Raw genomic sequence first — 23895 nt, 5'->3', positions numbered from 1 at the left:
GCAATTCCTCACCGTTAAGGCGTTGTGACGATCAGTTGAATCAGCCGCCCCGTACCGTTGCTCACATAGCGATATTTGCCTGCATCAACGGTCGCGCGGCATCCGATGTCGACACTCCACCCTCGGCTTCCTGGGCCCGCTGCCCACGAGGCCACCGCCTGCGCCGGCAGACGGCGCGCCACGGTAGCGTAAGGCAACTTTCCGACCCTTCCCGTCGAATCGGGTCAAGCCCAAGGGAGGTGGGGCGGCGACATGGCCATCGAGATGTCTGATGATGCTGCCGAGTTCCTGAAGTGGTTGACGGGTGAGGAGCTTCCGGCGACGGATCCGGACAAGTTGCGGTTGTTGGCGCATGGTCATTACGCGGCGTCTGATGGTTTGGAGCAGGTGTTGCCGCTGTTTGTTACTGCGGTGAACAGCATCAGTAACGGGGTGGCGGGTAAGTCGGAGCAGGCGTTTGTTGATGCGATGAAGGACTATCTGGGCGACGACGGTTATCTGGTTGTGGCGTCCCGGTATGTTCGCCGGTTGGGTGAGGGTCTGGAGGATTCGGCGACCCAGGTTGAGTACACCCAGATCATGATCATTTTGACGATCATCGAGTTGATGATCGAGTTGGCGTTCGCGTTGGCGATTGCGTGGTTGTGGCCGGGTGTGCTGCAGAACATGGCGATCAAGCTGTTGGTGGACAAGTGGAAGATCGCGTTGTGGTTGGCCCGTCTGATTGTGGCGGTGGGGATGGGCCAGGTCGTTGGTGTGGGTTTGCAGGTGTTGATGGATGTGATCGCGCAGGCGATCCTGATTCAGCGGGGGCATCAGAAGGGTTGGAATGTTGATCTGACGAAGAACGCGGCGGCGGTTGGGTCGTGGACGGGTCTGATCGGTGTGGTGATGGGGGCTGGTGGCGGGGTTCTTGGTGGGCTTGGTAACCGGTTTTTGCGTGAGGCGGTGGAGCAGGCTGCTGATCGTGCTGGGGATGCTGCGCGGGCGGCGGCTTCTGGTGCGGCCAAGGGTGCGGCGGATGCGGTGGCTGATTCCGGGGTCAAGGGTGTGGCGGACGCGGTTGCTGGTCATGCGGCTCGGAACGTGGCGGCGGAGTTCGTCGAGAACGTGGTGACCGAGGGTGCTGTCGAGGTTGTCGGTGAGGGTACGTTCAATCTGGTCAAGGGTGAGGGCTGGCAGTGGAGTACGGTGCCGGTCACGCTCGTGTCGGGCATGCTTTCCGGCGCGGCGGAAGGTGCCGGGGATATCGCCGGCACGAACCTTCGGCGGCTCACCCATCCCGACGCCGTAGCAGGCGGTGACCGAACCCGCAGCGGAGACTCGTCCGACAAGGGTGGCCCGCCTCCGTCTTTCCTGGGGCCACTGCCGTCTGTGCCGGGCCAACCTCCGTCTTTGTCCGGTCAACCTCCATCCCTGCCGGGCCAACCTCCCTCCCTGCCGCGTCAGCCTTCCTCTTTGTCTGGTCAGCCACCGTCTTTCCTGGGGCAGCCTCCGTCTCTGCCGGGTCAACCCGAGTCTGGGTCGAGGCCGGGCCAACCTGCGTCTCCAGAAACGGTCGGTCCTGATCTGGTGCATCCCGGCGTACCCGGCACCGTCGCCGCTGGTACGTCCATCGGACCTGCCCCGTCCACCATTCCATCTGCCGGGGCCGATCTCTCACTGGTGAGACCGCCGGCGCCCCTCGGTACCGGGCAGTGGGCCGTCGGTGTGGCCGGGCCGGCCCCGAGTTTCCCGGCGGTTCCGGCGGCTGGAGGCGGCTCCAGTGTGTCGGCTGGTGTCGGTCCGGGGGGCCCACCGGGCCTCGGCCCCAACATCCGCCCGGAACCGCTGGCCGGAGTACCGGCAGCCAACGGCGGTGCGACACCACTGCCTTCTGAATGGCCGCCTGGGCCACAGCAGGTCACGAACCCGGCGGCCCAGGCAGGACGTGTCCCGACACCGGTGAGTTCGCCAGCGACCGCTCCGGTGAGCACGCCGGCGACGGGAACGGTGAAGGGCGAGGGCGGGGCGACGTCGAGTGGCCCGCCTGTGTTCACCCCGACACCCCCGTCCATTTCGGCCATGCCGCCGGCTCCCGCCTCGGCTGCCCCGGTGGACCGAGCCGCCCCGCTGGACCGAGCCGCCCCGCTGGACCGAACTGCCCCGCTGGACCGAACTGCCCCTTCCAGTCAGATGCCCGGTCATGTTCCGGTCGTCCCGAGCGCGCGGGTGTCCGCACCGGCGTCCGAACTGGGCGGAGCGCAGTTGTCCGAAGTGCTGTTCGGCCCGGCTGTGGTGGACGACGACCTCGGCGGTGGTGTCGGGTGGCAGAGGGTGTCGTCCTGGGAGGATCTCGAGCGGCGGGTGACGGAGGCCGGGCCGGGTAGCACTGCGCTGGTGCGGGGGGAACAGCTCGGTGGTACCGCCGGGGCATTCGTGCTGCACCACACCGCTGATCCGGATCAGCCGCTGCGGTGGTCGGAGCGGCAGAACGAGCTGGGTGGGCGCAGCATCAGCCGCGCCGAGTTGGGGCTTGCCGCCGCCGCGCGGGCGCTGATCCTCGACCCGACAGGTACGGAGATCCGGGCCGGTGACGACGAACCGGCTCCGGTGGTGCTGCCGCGATCCGGGTTCATCGCACCGGAGATCGCCGAGACGCCGACCGTCCGCCGATCGGGCGGGTCGCGCACCGCTGCCCGCCGCGACGCGCGCGCCGGACAGAACCGACCGGCCGAGGAGTCACAGCACGGTAGGCCCGTGAACACCGTTACGCCCACAATGCCGGTGCCGGTGGTTATGCCAGCCGGCAACGGCGTGCATCTCGGCAACGACGTCAGCCAAGAACTTCCTCGCGTCTCCACTCCGCGACGGGCGGACAGCGGCGAATGGCTGGCTGCCGGATCCGCGTCGCCGGCCGGGGTGGCCGAGCCGCTCACGGGCCCGCCCGCGCGGGTGCATCCGCTTTCCCTGGGTGAACTGTCGGCGGTGACGGACGAGGTGCTGCGGCGGCCGGCGCCGAGCGATGATCCGTTGGCTCTGCTCGGTGCTCTGGGTTCTCGGTTCCACCAGACGGGCGTGGGGTCCACGAGCACGTCCACCGACGCGGACAGCGGAGGTTTGGCCAGCAGTCCGGAGTTCGGCACCATTCGGCGTTGGGAGCGGGCGCCGTCGTGGGCGGCGGTGACGACCGCGGTGCGGACGGCGGGCGTGGGAAGTTCGGCCTTCGTCCTGTTGGGGCGTCCCGACGGACCCGCGCGTCCCTTCGCGGTGTACCACGCGTCGGATGGCCAGGTTGCGTGGATCGACCTGGGTCAGACGTCTGCCGAGGCGCGGCTGAGGTCGATTCCGGCGGATCCCGACGAGGCGCGAAGCGCCAAGGTGACTCCGCCGGGTTCGCCGGGTTCGGCGCGGATCCGCTTGTTCGATCCGTCGGGTACTCCGGTCGAGAGCGCCTTCTCTCCGGCCGGTAAGTCGCTCATGGACACCACGTCGCCGGATGCTGACGATAGCCGGGCGGTCCAGGCGTACCCCTGGCTCAAGTCGATGAATTCGAGTGGGTCCGCCACAAACTGTGTGCTCACCGCGATTGCCGCGGACCTCAACCTGAATCCGGATGAGACGTTGACGCTGGAGGAGGTGCCGTCCGAGAGCGCCATGCCGGAGTCGGACCTGGTGGCGTACCAGCGTCAGCAGTTGGATCTGTCGGACCAGGACGGGCCATCGGTTTACCGGACCGATGTCGAGTCGGTTCGCGCGGTGATGGCGGCTGCTCCGGCGGGGTCGCGGGGTGTGTTGCTGGTCCGACGTCCGGCACCCAGTGCCGGGGTCGGGGCCTCCCACGCGTTCAACGTGGTGGTGCGTGACGACGGAAAGGTGGACTTCCTCGATGCTCAGCGGTCCGGGTGGGCCCGGACTCCGGACGGGTTCAGCGAGTTTCTTTTCCTGCCGATGACCAAAGAGATCGGCATACCGGCGAATGCGGATGCGGTCGAAACGGCCGAGTTGACCGGTGACGCCGAGGGCGTTGCCGTAGAGATCGAGCGTCAGGCGATAGTGGTGCTACGCCCCGGCGTAGATCCCGATTACAGTCCCATTCTGGCGCGAAGGCGCGCTGCCCCCGGTGTCGAGACGACGTATGACATGGAGGCGACTCTGGATGGGAGATCATATTTCCAGGGTTCTGACGGTCTCCTTTACCCAAGTCGGGACACGATGCCAACGTCCGTGCAAGCAGGAACTGGCAGGGCACGATTTGAAATCATCGAGGACAGGATCCACCCGACGGTAGCCGATCGTCACGGTGGGGACAGGGGGCGCCCATCATGGAATAGCGTCTTCCGGGAGATTCGTACGGTGGGCGCACGGTTGAGGTCCGCGCCCCGCTGGCGGTTCGGTTCCGGGCAGCGCGGGCTGCCGATCGAGGCGCTCTATCCTCCTGAAGCTGGATGGGAGATTACGCCCGAGGGTCGTGGCGCGCAGATCTTCGTGCCATTTCCGGACGACAGCATGTACGTCCAGTGGAATGTCGGCGTACCCCTTGGTGACGGGCTCGGGTTGGTGGGGTGGTTGGCGCGGGATGTGAACACCCCTTACCCTGAAGTGCGGCTACTCCTGCAAGGCGGCATAGAGTTCGGTCGCGAGGTCGTAGCTCGATATCTCGGTGTTGCGCCAGGTGAAGCCGAGTCGTACCGGCACCTGCCCGAAGTCGCGCAGCTATGGGACCTCATGGTGCACACCTACACGCACGCTTCCGCCGTCGCCCAGGGCGCGAGCGTCAAGATGAGCATGCTGGTGAAGAACTTGCTTGCGATCGGCCTCCGGAATCCGCTGCACGTGGTCCGCGAGAAGCTGCCGGAGCCGGTGCAGGTGTTCCTTGACGCCAACGCCCCGACCATCAAGGCGATGTGGGCCGAGCGCTTCCGCAGGCATATCCTAAATGAGAGCGCTTTTCGTTTCGAACAGAGCTGGCGTCGGAACCTTGATACTACCAATTTCCTTCACCTGAGAACACCGAAGATATCGGAATCTGTCCAGCGGTACACCATCGGGCAATATCTGGACAACGCCCTGGTCGGCAATCCTGAGTTTCGTATCGACCAAGATGTCGCCGTGGGCCTGAACAGTGGATCAGGTTCAGAACCTTTCGCGCGACTTGACGACAACCGGGGTCGATTGAAGGAATCTGCGGTATACGAGATCCGGAGACTTCGCACGGATCGAGTGTCGGCGGATGAGATGGACGCAGATCATGACGAGATCGTCGAGCTGCTCGGGGATCTGCGTGCCGAGGGCGAGCGTCGGGAGCGAGGCGGTCAGTCGCCGGCACTGCGTCTGACGTACCAGGTGAGCGCATTTGTTCGAGCAATGAACGGGTGGGCTCCGGTGTCGAGCGGCCTGGGCCTGATCACCGACCATCAGATGACGGAGATTTCCCGGCAACTGGGTGCCGTCGCCGTCGGTGCGGCCCACCCGTCCTGGCCGCAACCACTTCTGGCGGTCAGAGCACAACTGGGAGAGATAGCCCGCCAACTTCGCCACTATACGATGACCCCGGGAGCCGACAGTCGCTCGGCGATTAGCCGGGCGGAGGACATCCGGCAAATTCTCGGACAGATCATGTCTCTGCTTCCACCTCCGAATGCGGCGGTTGATCAATTGTCGGCGACGTTTTCCGGCCTGACCACGAGCGCAAACAGGGGTGAGGGCAACCCGAGTCAGACTCGACGGAAACGGCAATTCAACGCCGGTGGCCCGGCCGGACCGGTACAGCAACGCGGACCGCATCCCTCCTATCCGGTCGTGTTGCCACCTGCCCAGCCCAGCGGTGGTCCGGTGTACGGGCCCACGCCGTCGGGTGGCGCGTACCGAAGTGGTTCGGGTCCTTCGGTGCCGTCGCAGTCTTCCGATCCGGCGCCGTGGCAGAACCCCCCGTACGGGTGGGCGCCGGGGCAGGGGCCGACGGGTTCCTCCGGCGGGCAGTCCGGTGGTCGCTGGGCGGGTGTGGACTCGTCGGGTGAGTCGGGCCAGGTCGTCCCGTCGCGGTTTGCCGACGACGCCGCGGTGTTGGAGGCGTTTCCGTGGTTGGGGTTGGTGAATCCGGACGGGTCTGACACGAACTGTGTGTTGACCGCGATTGCCACGGATATGAGTGCGGTTCCGGGTGAGGAATTTGTGTGGCAGGCCCCGGCGGAGAGTGTCATGCCGGAGTTGGATCTGGTGGCGTATCAGCGTCAGCAGTTGAAGGATGCCGATCCTCTGGTGTTGCGTACGGATGTGGAGTCGGTTCGGGCGGTGATGGCGGCGGCTCCGGCGGGGTCACGGGGTGTGCTGTTGGTGCGTGGTCGGGTGGACGGTGGTGCGGTTGGTACCTCGCACGCGTTCAACGTCCTCCGTGACGAGAGTGGGGTGGTCTTTCTCGACGGGCAGCGGGGCGGGTTGGCCCGGGTGCCGGACGAGATTGTCGAGTTGATTTTCCTGCCGGTGACCGATGGAATCGGTGTGCCGGCGAATTCCGTGGTGGTTGATCCGGCAGAGTTGGCGGGTGACGCTGGGGTCCCTCAGTCGTCTGACGTCGCTGACGGTGTTGTGTCCCCGGCTGCCACGGTGGAGTCGCCGTCGGAGGCGGCCGAGTCGGAGGTCCGCAATCCACGCTCCCGACATCGCAGAATGGGTGCGGAATTCGAACCTCCGGTGTCCGCACCCGGGTCCGGATCGGCGTCCACACCCGAAGCCACGTCCGTCCTCGTCCCCGAGGCCGGGCCGGCTCCCGCCACCGCGCCGGTGTCGGCGCCGCCCCCCGCCGCAGCTCAGGGGGCGCGGGTCGAGTCCACGCCAGGTCAGCCGCCGGTATCCGTGACCGTGGAGGAGGTCACCGAGGACCAGGTCCGGGAGGATCCGTCACCGCGCGGTTCGCAACTGCTCCGGCGGTTCCGGGTCGACCTGCCGCAGGAGGGTTTCGGGTCCAGACCACCCTCCGCGCTGTTCGAGATCGATGCTCGGTATCTCGCCGAGAGAGTCGAGCAGAACCGGCGGTCGATCTCCCGGGAGCCGAGCGACGGGGTGGGAAGCACCCCGCAACCCGTCCCCGTGCCGGTGTCGCCCGCCAATCCGGCCTCGGTCCAGCCGTCGGCCGATGAGTCGTCGTCGGTCGACGAGTCGTTCGTCGAGGACGGGTCGGTCGATGACTCGTCGGTCGACGAGTCGTTCGTTGATGAGACGTCCGTGGACCGTGTGACGGCACCGTGGTACATCGAGCAGGGTGCCACCGGTGAGTTCAGCGTCCAGTCGGCCGGCTGGGAGGGGGAGGCCGAACTGGCCCGGGAAATCGTGGCGGACCTGCCTGCCCTGCCGGCGGAGCTGCCCGGGGGTACCGCGACCGAGGAGATGATGCTGCGGCAGGGGATGCAGGATCGGCTCGTCGAACTTCTTCGGATCGAACCGTCGCACGACGAGGGTCGGTCGGACTTCCCGGCCGACCAGATCTCGCCGGATGTCCCGGACGCCCTCACCGTCGCCGGGCGGGCGCTCGGCGAGGAGAACACCGAGAAGTGGGACGACCTGCTGCGTGAGGGCTGGGTCGGGGTGATCGGCGACCGGTTGGTCTGGATCAAGCCCAGGTTGTACGCGCTCAAGGCGGTGGAGGAGCCCGCGCCGGGCGGGAACCGGTTCGACCTCCCCGTGGGGTCGACCACGACCAGCACCACCAGTCAGCGGCAGGCAGTGTCGGGCGGTGTCGCGCGAGCAGTGGGCACGGCGGCCAACCTCGGGTTCGGCTATCTCTCCGTACTGACGGGTCTGCGGCCGGGGGTCGACAGTAGCGAGCACCGCTCGACGGTCCAGTCGTACGGGGTCATCTCTGGGCGGAGGCTCCGTGCCGGCACCGGCGTCAACTTCGTCAGCGGGGTCGAGTTCGAGATCTCCGTCGACGGACACCAGTGGGGCGAGCCGGTAGCGGTCCCGACCGAGCGCGGTCTGCTGGTCGTCAAGCTGCCGGAGCAGGCGGTTGGCCAGGACCACCAGCCGCGCCAGACGCCACTGGTCGGGCCGGCCGAAGGAGCGCGGCCGGGACCGTCGACGGCCCGCGAGACGCTGACCGCGATCAATCTCACGCCCGCCGTGCGCTACCTGCACCGGACGTTGCGGGAGGGCGACCTGCCGGCCGCTTCCGCCGCGCAGGTTGCCCGGCAGGCCGGCAGCCAGTTGCTCAACGAGCGGACCGCCCTCGACCGCAGCCGTTGGTTGCTCAGCGGCGTGGACAGCACGGACCTGCTGGTGGTTCCGGTAGACGGGGGACAAGAGTTCCAGGGCCACGTCACCGTCCAGCTCACCCTGCGGGAGATGCAACGTCTCGGCGAGGTCCCGGGCGTCGCGGTCCAGGACGACCTCGGGGTGGTTCGCGGGGCGTCTGCGGGCCGGGCTGTCGCTTCCTCCGTCAACGGGTCCCTCGGTTGGACCACTGGCGGGTTGGGCGGCGGCGTCGTCGAGGGCGGGTTCGGCCCGTACGTGAACAAGAAATGGGGACGGTCGACGGCGCAGGACCTCAGCGTCGAGGGCATGACCCACACGGTGCTCAGCCGGGAGACGCCGCAGGTTCGCTACCAGGCCTCGGCGTCAGTGCGGGTCAGCGTCACGTCGAGTACCCACCGGTTCAACCCGGTGACCGCCCCCGCTGTCGCCGAACTCGGGGTGCCAGCCACCGAGACGGACGCCTTCGAACAGGCCCGCTTCGGCGCACCGCTCGCCACCACGCCCGTACCGCCGCGGTTCCGGCCACTGATCACGCCAGCCCTGGAGCAGCCGCCGGCACCGATGACGGCGGAGCAGGTCGACCATCGGCTGGGCCCACATCGGCCGGACGCGCCCCAGGCCCGCACGCCGTTCCAGCCGGCGGCGCCGCAGTCCGACGAGCCGCTGATCCTGGCAGCACGCCGTGGCGACGGCCCGGGCACCACCAACGGCCTGCCCGGCGGTGCGCGGGTCGCGCCGTTGGTGCTGGCGGTGCTGCGGGCGAACGTCGATCCCGCCGCCATCGCGTCGGACGCCCCGATCTGGGGGGAGGTGCAGCGAGGCGTCTACGTCCACTACGGGATGCCCGCGCTCGAAGGCGACCCAGGGCGGCTCCGGACCGGTATCTTCGCCGTCTTCCAGATCGGCGGCAAGCGGTACGAGGTGCTCGTTGTCGGGCACCCGAGGCAGCGGCTCGACAGCCAGTCGTATCCGATGGCGGTCAGCAACCAGGCGATGCTCTCAGCGGGATCGGGGGCCGCGGTCACCGATAGGCAGTCGGCGGGCACCGGCCTCGCGGCGGCTCTCACCTTCGGGCTGGGTGAGTCCGCCCAACTGTCGTTCGACGGGCTGCAGACCGAGGTCTCGCTCGTACGGAGCACCGAGCGCGCCCAGTCGCGGGTGGCCCGGAGCTATCGGCGTATGACGACCAACGGCATGGTGCGCGAGCACACGTACGAGATGGTCTACGAGGTCGTCGTACGACCGGACGGCGGCGAACGGTCGACCTGGCTGATCGACGGGCCGGACGTCCAGCAGCAGGTCGTCGTGCCCGAGGAACACCTACCGCGGCAGCCGGTCACCGCAGCGGAGGCGGCGGCGGTCCAGGCCCGGGTCTACCCGCCCGGCACGCCGCCCCCGCCACTTTCCGGGTCACCGGTCCCGTTCGACACGCTCGGCGTCGCCGGGGTGTTTCCGCGCTTCGCGGAGCTGCCGGAGCTACCGGCCCTGGCGGCGCGCCTCTACGCGATGCTCCACAACCGCCCGGAGGGCTGGCACCGGGAGCCGATGAACTGGCCCGAGGCGCTGTGGGACCTGGGGGTGCCGAGCGAACTCGATGCCCACTTCGTGTCCCTGGTCGGTCGCGGCTCCTCCTGGGCCGTGTCGCTCGGGAAGGAGGACGGCTGGGAATCGGCGGTCGAGATCTCAGCCGTGGTGTCCGAGCCGGAACACCTGCGGGCCAGCGAGACCACCGTGGTCGAGCAGTACGCGCGGACGGATACCCACTTCGACGTGGTCGAGAGCATGGAGCTGACCCGTTCGGCCGGCACCAGGAGCACCGGCGCGGTCCCCGCGAACGACGAGTCGTCGGCGGCGAACCCCCTCGCTCTCGGCTTTTCCGGCGGCGCGTCCACGGACCGGTCCATGTCCGACGCGGTCAGGTCCGGCAGCAGCGGCACCACCGGCGCCACGTACCGCGACACCGTGCAGGCCTACCGCGCCGGACGGGTCCGATTCACGGTGCGACTGGTCCGCTGGAACGCCTCCGTCACGCGGGACCTGCGGGGGACCCTGGATCTCGAGAACGGCCTGGAGTTCGCGGTGCCGGATCGGTTCGCCGCCGATCTCGGTCTGCCGAACGCGACCCCGGTGACACTGCCGGACCGGCCCGTGCGGACCGACGTGGACCCGGTGCTCGGTCAGGCAGCCAGCCGATTCGAGCAGTTGCGTGCGGTTGGTCTGTTGGAAGGCATCCGCGCCACGCTCGTCGATCGGGGACTCCTCCTCCAGGACCAGGATCGGCCGAACGAGCTGTGGCAGCAGATCTCCCGGACTTTCTCCCCTGACGCACTCGAGCTGTGGGCGGCCGACCTGTTCGGCTCGGGTGCACGTGGCTGGTTCCTGGCGCCCGGACCGTTGAACGGGACCGGCTTCGTCTACATCCGGATCACCGGGCGGCTGGGCGCGCCAGCGTCGGACCTGAGCCGGCCGGAGGCGAGCCTGACCATCCGCGACGAGGCGATCGACGCCGAGGAGGAGAGTGAGTCGTCGGTCTGGTCCGCCGGAAGCGGCGGGCGTTTCCGCCCGGGCGGACAGCGGCGCGGAGGCTCCGGGCGCGGTCAGCGGGACAGCGTGCGAAACGTCTTCCAGTACGGCACGTCCGGCTCGCACGAACAGAACAACGCCGTCACCTTCGTCGTCGAGATCAGCTATTCGGCCCGGATGCCCGAGGCGTTGCAGACCATCGGTACCGGCGCCCATTCGGTGCTGCTGGGCGTGGCGGGCTGGTTCGGGGCCGACCAGACGGTGCGTACCTTCCTCGACCAGCACCAGCCGTTCGTCTGGCGGGAGGTGAGACAGACCGAGGGCGGGTCGGCCCGCCGGTTGCTACCGGCGCACCTGACCAGGTCGGTGGAGGACACGAGCAACCCGTGGCAGCCCCTGCTGCGCGTCCCGGAACCCGAGTCGCAGTCGCCGGACGCGCCACCGCCGGGCTCGCCCGAGGGGGGCACCGCGCCGGCAGGTCCGAACCTCAACACGCTGGTCACCGACGACCGAACCTTCATCCCGATGGCTCTGCCGGCGGCCCGCGACCTCGGGAACGTCCTGCTCGAGGCGCTGGCACCGGCGGCGCGGCCCGAGGAAACGAGCCGGTCCGACGTTCGGGACGCGGACTCCGGCGAAGACGTATCGCGGCTGCTACAGGGCAGCGACCCGGCGTCCCGGGTGGCCCGGCTCCTGCACCGGTACCTGATGTCGGACACCGGTTTCGGACTCGGGGACGTCCTGGTCGACCCCGCGCAGTTCACCGGTGAGCCAAACCTGCGTCCCCGCCTGGCGCAACTGCTCGCCCACCGGTACGAACTGCCCGGCACCGGGATCCGGCTCGGCGTGGTCCTCACCGAGGTGTCACAACTGCTCGACGAGGACGGTCAGCCGCTGCGGGAACAACTGGACGGACACGGTTACGGCCAGCGGACGACCACCCCGGTCACCTCGCCCAACCGCCCGGCTGGGCGGTCGGGCGGGCTCGACCCCGAGCGGAACTCGAGCCAGGGGCTCAACGAAATCATTCAGCGCGACCCGGAGGACCGGACGGAGTACACGTACTACCGGTACGGGATGACCGTGGTGGCGTACCTGCCGAACGGGCAGGTGGTGAACTTCGCCTATCCGGAGGGCCTGTACGGCATGAGCCGCCGGCCAGCCGCCGAGTTGCTTCCGGCTGACGACTCCCGGCGGGGCCGTTTCGCGGTGTCGGGGCAGACCGGTCCGGTGGATGCCGCGCGGGTTGGTGAGCCTGCCGAGGAGGTGTTGTCGCCGGCGACTGATGATGCGCGGGCGGTGGCGATGTATCCGTGGTTGGGGACGATGAATTCCGACGGGTCGGCTACGAACTGTGTGCTGCTCGCGATCTCCGCAGACATGAATCTGGACCCGGATGACACGTTCCTGGTGGAGGAGGTTCCGTCTTCAGGGCCTTTGCCGGAGTCGCATCTGGTGGCGCGTCAGCGTCAGCAGTTGAACCTGCCGGGCGACCAGGCGCGGGTCTATCGGACCGATTGGGAGTCGGTTCGGGCGTTGATGGCGGCGGCCCCGGCGGGGTCGCGGGGCATCGTGCTGGTCCGGGAACGGGATGCGGGTTTCGGGGTGGGTGCCTCGCACGCGTTCAACGTGGTGGTGCGTGACGGTGGTGAGGTGCACTTCCTCGATGCGCAGCGGGCCGGGTGGGGGCAGGAGCCGGACCCGTTCGGGGACATCTACTTCCTTCCGATGAGCGATGAGATCGGCGCGCCGGAAGGTTCGCACGTGGTCGACCCGGCCGCATTGACCGGTGCGGCCGAAGGCGTTGCCGCCGAGGCCGAGTTGCGGGTGATCGTGCGGCTACGCCCGGACGTGGATCCGAAACAGGGCCCGATCCTGGCGAAGAGGCGCGCCGGTCCCGGTGTGGAGATGGCGCACGACATGGACGTGACGGTAGACAAGAAGTCCTTTTTTCTTGCTGCCGACGGCCTTCTCTATCCGGATGGCGAAACGGCTCCCTTCCGTCTGCGCCACGGGGGTAGATGGTCGAGTTTCCCGATCGTCGAGCAGAGAATCCACCCGACCGTGGCCGACCGTGTCGCGGACGAGGGGCGGCCATCCTGGAGCGGCGTCACTCCGATTTTCCGTGGAGTCCTCGATCGGGCAACGCAGGCGCCGCGCTGGCGGGACGACCCGAATTTGCGAGGGACGTCGATTGAGGAGATCTACCGACCCGAAGATGGCTGGGAGATCACGGACGAGGGTCGGGATGCGGAGATTTTCATACCGTTCGTGGACACCAAGATGTATGTCCAGTGGAACGTCGACGTACCCATCGGCGACGCCCTGGGCCTGGCGGAGTGGCTGGTGCAAGGGGACAGGCTCGCACCTGAGCCGCAGCAACTCCTGCGCGGCGGCATCGAGTTTGGCCGAGGAGTTGTCGCGCTCTATCTGGGTGTCCGGCCGGATCAGGTCGATGCGTACCGACACATGCCGGAAGTCGTACAGCTCTGGGATTTCATGATCCATACCTACACGCACGTCTCCGCCGCCGCCGAGAACGCGAGCGTCCGAACGCGCAGGTTGGTGAAGAACCTGCTTGCACTCGGTCTCCGGAATCCGCTCCGCGCGGTCCGCGCGAGTTTGCCGGGGCCGGTACGTTCCTTCCTCGAAGTCCAGGCTCCCACCATCAGGACGTTGTGGCGCGAGCGATTCCGCAGACACATCACGAGGGAAAGCAACTTCCAGGACCCGGGCAATTGGCGGTGGCCGGACGTCGACACGATGGACTACCTCGAACGGCTGAAGACTCCGGAGGTGCCGGATGTCGAGCGGTACACGCTCGCCCAGTATCTGGACAATGCCCTGCGGGAGAACCCTCAGGTCGAGATCGACCAGTTGTTCGCCGTCGGTTTGAACACCGGGTCGGATGACCCGGACGCGTTCGCACAACTTGCCGACAACCGAGGTCGGATGAAACCGTCCGCCGTATTCGAGATCCGGGGACTCCGCGTAGCGCGCGTGTCGGTGGACGAGATGGACAGTGACCACGACACAGTCGTGAACCTGCTCGGCGCACTGCGTGCCGAGGGCGAGCGTAGGGAGCAGGCCGAGCCGTCGCCAGGGGCGGCTCTGACGAACCGGATCAACTCGTTCCTCGACAAGATGAACGAATGGGCGCCGCCTTCGAGCGGCGCGGGCCTGATCACCGCACGTCAGGTGGCGGATATCTCCCGGCAGTTGGGGGCCATCTCCGTCGGCCCGGCCCACCCGTCGTGGCCGCGACCACTGCTGTGGGCCGGTCAGAACTTGGAAGAGGTCGCCCGGCAACTCAGCACCTATTCGCCGACGGTGGTCGACGCTCGCACTGCCGCGCTCAGGGCGCGAGACATCCGGGACATCCTTGCGGCGATCAGGCCCCTGCTCCAGCGCCCGCTCGTTCCGGTCGACGGGATGACGACCTCCTTCGCCGGGCTCACGGCCGAGGAGAACGCGGGGGGCGAGCCGAGCCGGGGCCGACGGGGGCGGCGATCCGATGCCGGGCAGCCGAGTGGCCCGCAGTCGGCACCGGGGCAGGGGTACTCGGGTCTGGGCGGGTCTTCGAGTCGATTCCCGGGTGGTCCGGGGTCGGGTCAGGTTTTTGGTGGGGGTTCGTCGGTTGGGTCTGGATACCGGTCGGGGGCTGGGCATGGGACTCGGTCGGGGTCGTCGTTTGGTGGGTCTGGTCAGGGTTGGGCGGGTGCGGGTCTGCCGGGTGGGTCGGTTGGGTTTCTTCCGTCACGGTTTGTGGACGATGCGGGGGCGCGGGCGGAGTTCGGCTGGTTGGGGTCGGTGAACCCGGCTGGGTCTGACACGAACTGTGTGTTGGTCGCGATGGTCACGGCTATGAATCTCAGGCGGGGTGAGGAGTCTGGTTGGCAGGCTCCGCCGGAGGCGACCATGCCGGAGTCGCATCTGTTGGCGTTTCAGCGGCAGGAGTTGCGTCTGCCGGATGATGTGTTGTCGCCGGTGTTCCGGACGGATGTGGAGTCGGTTCGTGAGGTGATGGCGGCTGCTCCGGTGGGGGCGCAGGGTGTGCTGTTGGCCCGGCGCCGGGCCTCGGACGGTGTCGGGGCGGGGACCTCGCATGCGATCAACGTGGTCCGGGTCGCTGATCAGCCGGGGGCTGATCCGCGTGACTCGGTGGCTTTCCTTGATGGGCAACGGGGTGGGTTGGCCCTGCGGCCGGACGGGGATGTGGAGTGGGTTTTCCTTCCGCTGACCGACGATGTTCGTCCGCCGGTGAATGCCGGGGTGGTTGATCCGGCGGAGTTGGTGGGTGACGACGACTCGGGTGCGGTTGTTGCACCAGTGAACGAGACGGGCGGGTCGGCGCGGCCAGACGCCGGGTCGACCGACGTACGGCGGACCGCCCGAGAACGGTTCCTGCGTACCAACGACGTCCGGTTGACGAGCGCGGAGCTGACCGCACTGGTCGAGGACCTGGTTGACGAGGTCGGGGTACCCGACGACCCGAACAATTGTCTGATCCTGCAGGACGAGGCGCGGTGGCGGCTTTTCCCCGGCGGTGTCCGGAGGGCCGGGTACACCGATGACCAGACGGTTGACACCCGGCGCGGCACCGAACACTTCGCCAGCCCGACGCGCTGGCCGTTGGCCTCGCGGGCAGAGGTGGAGCGGGCGGTCCGGGACGCGGGTCCGGGGGCTGCGGCGTTCCTCCTGGTGGAACGTCCCAACCTGCGGCGTGGCCACGGGCTCTTCTACTACCACACCACCGATGGTCAGGTCGTACTGGTCGATCCGCAGGCGCCGGCTGGCCAGCGAGTGGTTCCGGTCGACCCCGACCGCGATTCCACGGGCGACAGGCGGGAGATCGGTCTGCTCGAATCGGATATCGCCCTCCGGGCGTTGACGGTGAATCCGGACGGCAAGGTGGCAAGCGGCGCGACCCAGCCGGTGGTCGAGTCCGACTCGTCCGCGCGGGCGATGGTCGACCGGACGCCCTATTCCCGCTTCGGCGGATCGGGCATCGAGATCGAGTTCAGCCGGCTGCTGCGTATGCCGCTGTCGAAGACCCCACACCAGTGGTACAACACTGCGATCGTATGGGGCCTCGGCGTCGGGGCCGCCGTGCTGAAGGTGGACAGCAGGCGGTTCTTTCCCCGCGCGGACGGCCATTTCTGGGAGCGGCAGAGCGATGCCCCGCCCGGCACTCCGGCCCAGGAGGTCAACATTCCGGAGGCGGCGACGGTCCGCCCCATGCGGTTGCTGCGCCAGGGGGAGGAGAATCGGACCGACCCGGACTCCATCTGGGACTGGCTTGAGCGGTTGGACGCGGACCTGAGCGCGGTGCCGGACACCGATGGGCCACCGCAGTACTACGGGGCGGGTGACGTCCTGACCGGTCACAGGGGGCACCGGCTTGCCCGCACCGGCGGCAGTACGGAGATCGGTCCCCGACCCCTCGGCGCCGCGCCGGGTGCATTGGTCCAACACACGTTCGGCACCCCGACCGAGGGGCTGTACGACCTGTTCGCCCACGTCGCGGACCACATCCGTGACTATCCCGAGCAGAATTTCTTTGGCCGGACCGATCTCGACGCCGCGTTGCAGTTCGGGAACGAGGTCGCCGCCAGGTACCTGCTCTGGTCCCAAGTCAACAACGGTCGATTCCCCACCAGCCTCCGCGACGTGGAGGACATGGTCGGCCGAATGGAAAACGCCGACCTGCCCGATGACGTGGCCAAACTGCGTGGCTTCGCGGTGGCGCTCTATGCGCAGGCCGTAGGGGTGGCCCGGCAACGAATCGGGGGTGGGATGATCAAGAATCATCTCCCGATCGCCCTGCGGGTCGATCCGTCGGTCATCCGCGACGAGGACCTCAGCGAATCGGCCCGGCAGTACCTGCGGGAAGATCACGACGGTATCGAGCGCGGCTTCGAAACCGTCTTCCGTTCCAGAACCGAGAATTTCGACGAGCTGTACCGGCGTCGAGCGAACATCCCCGCCGACCAGCCGGTTGACCCGCTCGGGATCCCGAATCCCGCTGGCTTCACCACCCGTGACTACCTCCGCAATGGACTGGCACCCGGGCTGACGAACACGCCGACCCGCCAGAACGAGGAACTCACCATCCGTACCTCGTTCAGGACCTTGGACACCAACGAAGGACTTCTGCCGGTCAGGCTGGTGGTGGTCGAGGTACGGACCTACGGAAGCGGCCTGGTCTCGATCGCGGATGCCCGGCGTCACCACGAGGCGATGTCTGATGTGGTTCAGTCCAGCTACGACGTTGCCGAGCAGCGGCAGCAGGGCGTTCCCCGCAGCCCGGCGAGCACGCGGGAGGAGTTGCGGGACGCCTTCGGCTCCGCGTACAACTCAAACGATCCCGCGGCCGATGTCGTCCTCCGGGTCATCGAGGCAGCCTGGCAGGCAAACCGGAGCCAGCCACGCCGGAACGCTCCGCTGGTCTCGTTCTCCGAGATTGCCGAGGTGTGGCAACGCCTGAACCGACCCGATTGGCGGACCGACCCGGCGCTGCGCTCCCTCGTCCTACGGGTGGGCGGCCATCTCAGCCAGCTCCAGAATTCCGGGCGCGGCAACGCGCACATCACCAACGCGCTGAACCAGCTCGGCATGATCTACCAGTCGATTGGAGTGCCGGTTCCTGGCGGCCAGTCGGATGCGCGTCGGCGGGCGAGCCGGAGAACGGCACCGCCACCAGGACAGCCGGCGCCGACGCACGGCCTACCACCGCTGCCGCCGCCACCGTCTCTGCCACCGACGCAGGGTTTGCCGCGACTGCCGTCCGCGCCGCCGCGACAGGGTCCGTCGTTCCAGCCGCCGCCGACGTACGGCTTGCCGTCGTTGCCGCCGCCACCGCACGGGCTTCCGTCGGCGCCTTGGGCCGTGCCGACGTCGACGCCCATGCCGATGCACCCTCAGCCTGGTCCGCGCTGGACCGACGCGGTGGCGAGAAGCCAGTGGGGGGCGATGCCGTACGCGCCGATGGGCGGGCCGCAGCCTTCGTATCCGGGTCCGGGCGGTTCCTCCTCGTCACGAGGAGCGGGTTCTTCGTCACGAGGAGCAGGCTCCTCGTCAAGTTCGTCACGAGGAGCGGGCTCCTCGTCAAGACAGGGCGACGGCTGGGCCGGGCACGGTTCCAGCGACGGGATGTTCGCCCGGGAGGTTCCGGGTAACCGCTCGGAGGCCGGGATCCGGTTGGCGTACCCGTGGTTGCCGGAGGTGAATCCGCGGTTGCGGCACGGCGATCCGGAGGGGCCGTTCGCGACGAACTGCGTGATCACGGCGATCGCGACGGATATGTCGCTGTGGGATACGGCGCCGCACCAGGCGAGTGGTACCGAGCCGTTGCCCGTCGCGCATGTGCGGAACTATCAACGTCAGCAGTTGGGGTTGGCGGACGAGGATCCCGGGGTGGTGCTCCGGGTACCCGGCATCGATTCGGTGCGGAACGCGTTCGAGCGGGCCGAGGTCGGTTCCCGGGGTCTGGTGCTGGTGAGGAACGCGGCGGGTGGGGTCGCACACGTGTTCAACGTGTACCGGGACTGGTCGGGTGTGGTGCTCCTGGACGGTCAGTTGGGCCGCGCCGCGCGGCTGCCGGCCGAGGTCGCCAGCATGGAGTTCCTGCCGCTGACGCCGGGGATCCCGATTCCCGGCGACGCACGGTTGTTGTTCGGACATGAGCTGACCGAGCTGCTTGAGCCGGAGGAGGGGCCGTCCCCTTCGCGCGCGGGCGAGCCTGGCGTCGACGGCGAGGCCGGCTCCGACCCGTTCAGGTATGCGCTCGACAAGGTGGCACCGAGCCTGGTCCTGAGCCGTCCCGAGGTGGTCTGGACGTACGCGGGTGATGCGGACGGACAGGTCTGGATGTTGGCCGCTCGGCCCGATGGGCTCCCGGACGAGCGGGAGTGGCGAGGGCTGTCGCGCGGCGTCCAGCGCGTCCAGCCCTGGACGACCGACCGGGAACTCGCGGACCTGCTGGTCAAGCGGGGCGATCTGGCCGTCGGCGTGGTACCCGGTGACAGCGACCCGGCGGGGCTCGGACCCGTCGTGGTCAACGGTGAGCTGCGCCGAAGTGAGACGTCCGAGGACTGGGAGATCGTGGACCGATCGGGCGGTGACCAGCCCGCCGAGGCAGGAGAGAGCCAGGCGTACCTGGAGGCGGTACAGCGGCAGGAGGACGTGGCGCGGCAACTCGGCGACCACCTGGGGGTCCGGGTTCGGGCCGTGCCGAACGTCGGGTCGGGCGGAGAGGCGTCGGCCGGCCCCGGGTCCGCGCAGGTGGAGCGTCAGGTGACCGCCATCGTACGGCCGTACGCCGGCACCGCCCCCACAGATGTGCTGGCCGAACTCACCCGCGAGGTACGGCGCGCCCTGCTTCGTCCGGGCACCACCGTCGCCGACGCGGCTGAACTGGCCGGCGACCTGGCCCGCGCCCGCGGCGTGGCACACACGCCCCGAATGGAGCTGGTGCAACGGTACGGGCTGGCGACATCGACGACGCAGGAGCGGTCGCAGCACCGGGCTCGGCGGTTCGGGTCAGCGAGCGGTTACCTCGGCGTCGACGCGATCGACGGCCCGGCTCTGCTGGACGCCTACCTGGACACCGACATGGCTGTCCTCACGCATGACCTGCTCGACCGGAACGCTCCGCGGTTCGAGCCGGCCAGCGCGGTCGCACAGGTCGTCGCGACGAGGTTGTCGGAGGACAACTCGCGGTACGTCGGCGAGGCGCAGCTCACGCTGCACGTCGACGACGTTGTCCGGCTCCGTGCCGACCGTGACACCTTCCACGTGCCGTTCCCGCTGGTCGCGTACGCGGAAGTGGATGCTTCCCAGGCCGGCGCCGGTCTCGTACGGCTGGTCGTCCGGACCGAGTCGGCGATGGACGCACGGCACCTGCGGTCCGGGGCTGTCGTTGTCCGGCAGGGGACCCGGTTCGACATCTTCGAATGGCGGGTCGCTCCAGACGGTTCGGGCGTGGTGGTGCTCGTCGAGCGAGCCGCCGATCCGGTGTCGGTGCGGTCGGTCACGGCGTGGTGAGACGCCGTGGCCATGGCCGAATACCTCCGCCCGCGTAACGGCGGGCCCGAGGGCGGTGAGCAGGTACAGTGACCGGCCGATTTGAACCGGAGAGGTGCCGCAGCCGTCGTCAGGACGACCGCACCGCACAGCGGGACGGATACGTGCAGCACGGAGAGGTGGCGCCATGACCCAGGCGGTAGACGGGTCCACCGATGAGCTCGCCGCCTTCCACCAACTGCTGTTGCGGATGTCGGGTCGGTTGCCGGACGAGTTGATCGCCGCCTGTCGCCGGTGGCTGGTCGAGGGTGAGTTTGTGGAGACCGCCCAGGCGGTGGTCTTCGCCGCGCTCGCCGGGCGGATCGTGGTGGCCGAGGCCGAGGCCGTGCTGCTGTCCGACGTCCTGCGCGCCGCCGGCGAGGACGTCGAGGCGCTGGCCGAGCTTGAACGCTCCGACGCCGACCCGCACCCGTTGTACGGGGTGGCGCCGGTCAGCCCCGAGGTGCTGGCCGAGCACGGCTCCGCCGTCCCGTACGTCATCGATCTGACCGTCCCGTACGCCGGACCGGGTGGGCTGGATGAGGTCGACGCCGCGGCTGTCGCGGCGATGGCGTCGCTCGTCGACGGCGCACCGGTTCGCGCGCTCTGGCGCGTCTGGCGGTTCCCGCCGATGGGCACCCAGCAGCCGCCGGCTCGCCGGGTGTACCTGCTTCAGGCGGATGATGAGGCGTCCCTACCCGGGTTGGCCGCTGGGCTCCAGGACGTGCTGGTCGTCGCGGGGGAGACCCACCCGCAGGTGGAGGCTTTCGTCGATCCCGCCGCACTGCCGGCCTACCAGCGGACCGCGCTCGGTTTCGCCGCGCTGCTCTGGACGGCCACGCCGGCGGTGGCGCCACTGGTCGCGCGGGTGTTCGACACCTTCGAACCCGGTGCCGGCCCGAGTTTCGATTCGGCGCATCCGCGGCTCGACCAGGTCGACCGGGATCGGGTCGCGGGCTACCTCGACGCGGGCGCACCGCTGCTGATCACGTCCGATCTCGCGCCGGACGTACTCGATCCGGCCCGGCCCGAGGTGGTGCCGACCGCGTTCCGGACCGACGGACGATGGGTCTGGACCGACGCGGTCAGTTACTACCTGCGCGGCTACGGGATGGCTCCCGACGCTGATCTCCTCGACGCGATCCGGGCGCACGACTACCTGGCGCCCGAGGTCGACGCGGTGGCGCTGCACCGGGCGCTGTCGGTGCTCTACGCCTCGCCCGCCGGTGACGACGGCGGTACCGGTCGGGTCGGCGGAGGGTCGTGGTCGTAGCGCCGGACGGTTTCGCCCGTGGTTACAGGTCGTGGGTGCCGTGGTGCTGCCAGGTGCGGTCGGTGCCGGCTTCGAAGACGTGGAACTGTTCGGTGTAGGGGTTGGCCAGGTAGAGCCATCTGTCCCGGTCGCTGGGGACGACGGTGCGCAGGTCGGCTTGGACGCGGGGCGGCACTGCGTGGTGCGGGTGATCGGGGTCCGGTGACGGCTCGTCGGGGAGCCGGTACCGGTGGAGGGCGTCCGGGTCGGCGGTGAGCATCCGGCGGAATACGATCCGCACAAACGCGACCGTGGTGTCAGGATCGAGGGGCAGCTCGACCCGCCGGTAGCGGATGGTGGTGCCGTCCTCGTCGAGGATGCCGACCAGGCTGTACGAAACCTCCATACCCACCTTCACGAGGCTGATCAGGTCTGGGTGAAGTATCGCATCCCTGTTGACCACTCCCACGGCCCAGACGTTGGGGGTGATCCTGCCGTCGTTGGGCGGGTCGTGACCACACCGGCCGTCACGCTTTTCGAGAAGCTTCTGCGGCGATTTCGGCTATCTGCCAGCATGGAGCGGATCCATCAGGGGGAACCGTGACGTACCCGCCGGAGCCATGGGACCTGCGTGGCCAGATGTACGTGTCAGTCTGGGCGGTCCCGCACGCGGAGCTGCCGCCACTTCCCGAGGGGCTGGCGCACATCGAACGTCCGGTAACGCTCGGCGGCCGGGGACTCATTGTTGGCGCCTGGGCCGAGTACCAGCCCGGCGGCGTGCTGCACTACCGCGAAATGCTCGCCGCGGTGCTGGTCCGGGTCAAGGCCCGGCCGGCGTTGGCGGTGACAGACATCTGGGTCGACAGCCGCAGCTCTCGCGATGGCGGACGCGAGCTCTGGGGCATCCCCAAGGAGTTGGCTGAGCTGGAGATCAGTTCAGGAGCGGTGCCGGGGAACGACGCGATCACGGCATCGGCCCGCGCGGCGTCACTGACGATCGCCCGGTGCCTGATCCGACCGGGACGCCGGCTGCCCGGGCGATGGCCGTTCCGACTCACCGTGGCGCAGCCGCTTGGCTCTGGAGTCCGCCTCACCCCGGTACGGGGCCGGGCGGAACTGGCGAGGGCTGACACGCGGTGGAGCGTCGAGCCGGGAGGACCGCTGGCATACCTCGCCCACCGCCGCCCGATGTTCACGGTGGCACTGCGTGATTTCCAGGTGACGTTCGGAACGGCGGGCGGACGGCCGGGCGGTGCGGCAGGGTAGGAGCTGCCCACGCCACAGGTCATCGGCCCGGTTGCGCGGAGTCGTGTTCGGGCGGCGCGGCGGGGCGGAGCAGCCGCAGCGGGTCACCGGTCAGGCCGAAGTGGCGTCGCAGCACCCGCCTGGCGACATGGAAGCCGGCCATGCCATGCACACCCGGCCCCGGTGGGGTGGCCGCGGAGCAGTGGTAGAGGCCGGCTACCGGCGTGGAGAAGGCGGCGACGCCGGGCCGGGGACGGCGTACGAGTTGCCCGAGGCTCAGTGCGCCGGAGAGGATGTCCCCGCCCGAGAAGTTCTCGTTGTACCTGGCCAGCGTCGCCGCTGTCTGTACGTGTCGGGCCACCACCAGGTCCCGGAACCCGGGCGCGAAACGCTCGATCTGGTCCAGGACGGCCTCGCTCACGTCCACATCGGAGCCGAGTGGCACGTGGCAGTACGCGGACAGGGTGTGTCGTCCCTCGGGTGCGCGACTGTCGTCGACGACGCCCGGCTGCGTCAGGAGAACGTACGGGCGCTCCGGGTGCGCTCCGGCGGCGACCGTTCGCGCCGCCGCGAGCGCCGCTTCCCGTCCGCCGACGAGATGGAGCGTGCCGGCCCGGTCGCAGCCGTCCGCGAGCCACGGCACCGGACCGGAGAGCAGGAGGTCGACCTTGCAGGCCCCGGGGCCGTACCGGAAGCGGGAGAGCTTGCGCAGGTAGGGCGCCGGCAGCACCGGGCGGGCGGTCCGCGCGATCACCGCGGGGGTGAGGTTGAGCACGACGGCGGTCGACGGCGGCAGGTCGCGGACGTCGTCGACCCGGCAGTCGGTGAACAGTTCTCCGCCGTGGCGAAGGATGTCCTGAGCCAGGGCCGCCACGATCGTCCTGCTGCCGCCACGTGGGATCGGCCAGCCGACCGCGTGGGCGAGCGTCGCCAGTACCAGGCCGACGGCGGTCCCGGCGAGCGTCTGCGGCGGCACGGCGGCATGCAGGTTGACGCCGGTCAGCATGTCGCCCGCGATTGACTCGTCGCTCCTGGTCCGCCGCATGCTCCGGGACTGGTACGCGACCCGGGCGCCGAACCGTACCGCTGCCGTGGACGTCAACCCCCGTGGGCCGCGCAGGTCGGCCATGGCCAACTCGACGACGTCGGTCCAGTCGGCGACGAGCGGCGCGAGCAGGGCACGCCAGCGGGGGCCGTCGGCACCGAGCCCGTCGACGGTACGGTCGAGGTCGTTCCACGCGACGCCCGCCCGCCCTCCGTCGACGGGATGGGCGTACGCCGCGTCGGGACGCAACATGGTGACGCCGTGTGCCGAGAGGTCGAAGGCCCGCATGAATGGCGACGCGAGGCCCATGGGATGGGCGGACGAGCAGACGTCGTGCCAGACCCCGGGCGAGATCAGCTCTGTTGTCCGCGCCCCGCCGCCCAGTTCGGTGGCGGCTTCGTACACCGCGACGCGTAACCCGGCGCGGGCGAACAGCACGGCCGCGGCCAGGCCGTTGGGGCCCGAGCCGACCACGCTGACGTCGTAATCAGCGGTACGGGACGGACCACGACGTCTCACCGGCCTGCCTCGGGTGTCG

Annotated in this window: 5 protein-coding genes; 3 read left to right on the top strand and 2 right to left on the bottom strand. The window is 69.0% G+C overall.

The window, feature by feature from the left end; translation table 11 throughout:
• Positions 1–252 precede the first annotated feature (252 nt).
• A complete protein-coding gene (locus BDK92_RS38830; RefSeq protein ID WP_170208506.1) occupies positions 253–19797 on the top strand; it encodes a toxin glutamine deamidase domain-containing protein in 19545 nt (6514 codons plus the stop codon).
• Positions 19798–19963: 166 nt separating this feature from the next.
• Positions 19964–21088 (top strand): hypothetical protein, encoded by a 1125-nt coding sequence (locus BDK92_RS05505; RefSeq protein ID WP_121155207.1) that lies wholly within the window; start codon positions 19964–19966, stop codon positions 21086–21088.
• Between the two features lie 22 nt (positions 21089–21110).
• Here the strand turns inward: BDK92_RS05505 and BDK92_RS05500 are convergent, their stop codons facing one another.
• Entirely contained in the window at positions 21111–21479 is a 369-nt protein-coding gene (locus BDK92_RS05500; RefSeq protein WP_147456919.1) for a hypothetical protein, read from the bottom strand.
• A 188-nt stretch (positions 21480–21667) separates the two neighbouring features.
• On the opposite strand from BDK92_RS05500, the gene BDK92_RS05495 reads away from it, so the two are divergent.
• Positions 21668–22333 (top strand): acetoacetate decarboxylase family protein, encoded by a 666-nt coding sequence (locus BDK92_RS05495; RefSeq protein ID WP_246016841.1) that lies wholly within the window; start codon positions 21668–21670, stop codon positions 22331–22333.
• A 19-nt stretch (positions 22334–22352) separates the two neighbouring features.
• On the opposite strand, the gene BDK92_RS05490 is transcribed toward BDK92_RS05495, so the two are convergent.
• Entirely contained in the window at positions 22353–23876 is a 1524-nt protein-coding gene (locus BDK92_RS05490) for a phytoene desaturase family protein (protein WP_211349094.1), read from the bottom strand.
• Positions 23877–23895 lie beyond the last annotated feature (19 nt).

Origin of the sequence: Micromonospora pisi, assembly GCF_003633685.1 — a bacterium.
In the GTDB taxonomy this organism is placed as follows: Bacteria; Actinomycetota; Actinomycetes; order Mycobacteriales; family Micromonosporaceae; genus Micromonospora_G; species Micromonospora_G pisi.
This window is presented reverse-complemented; position numbering and strand designations above follow the sequence as displayed.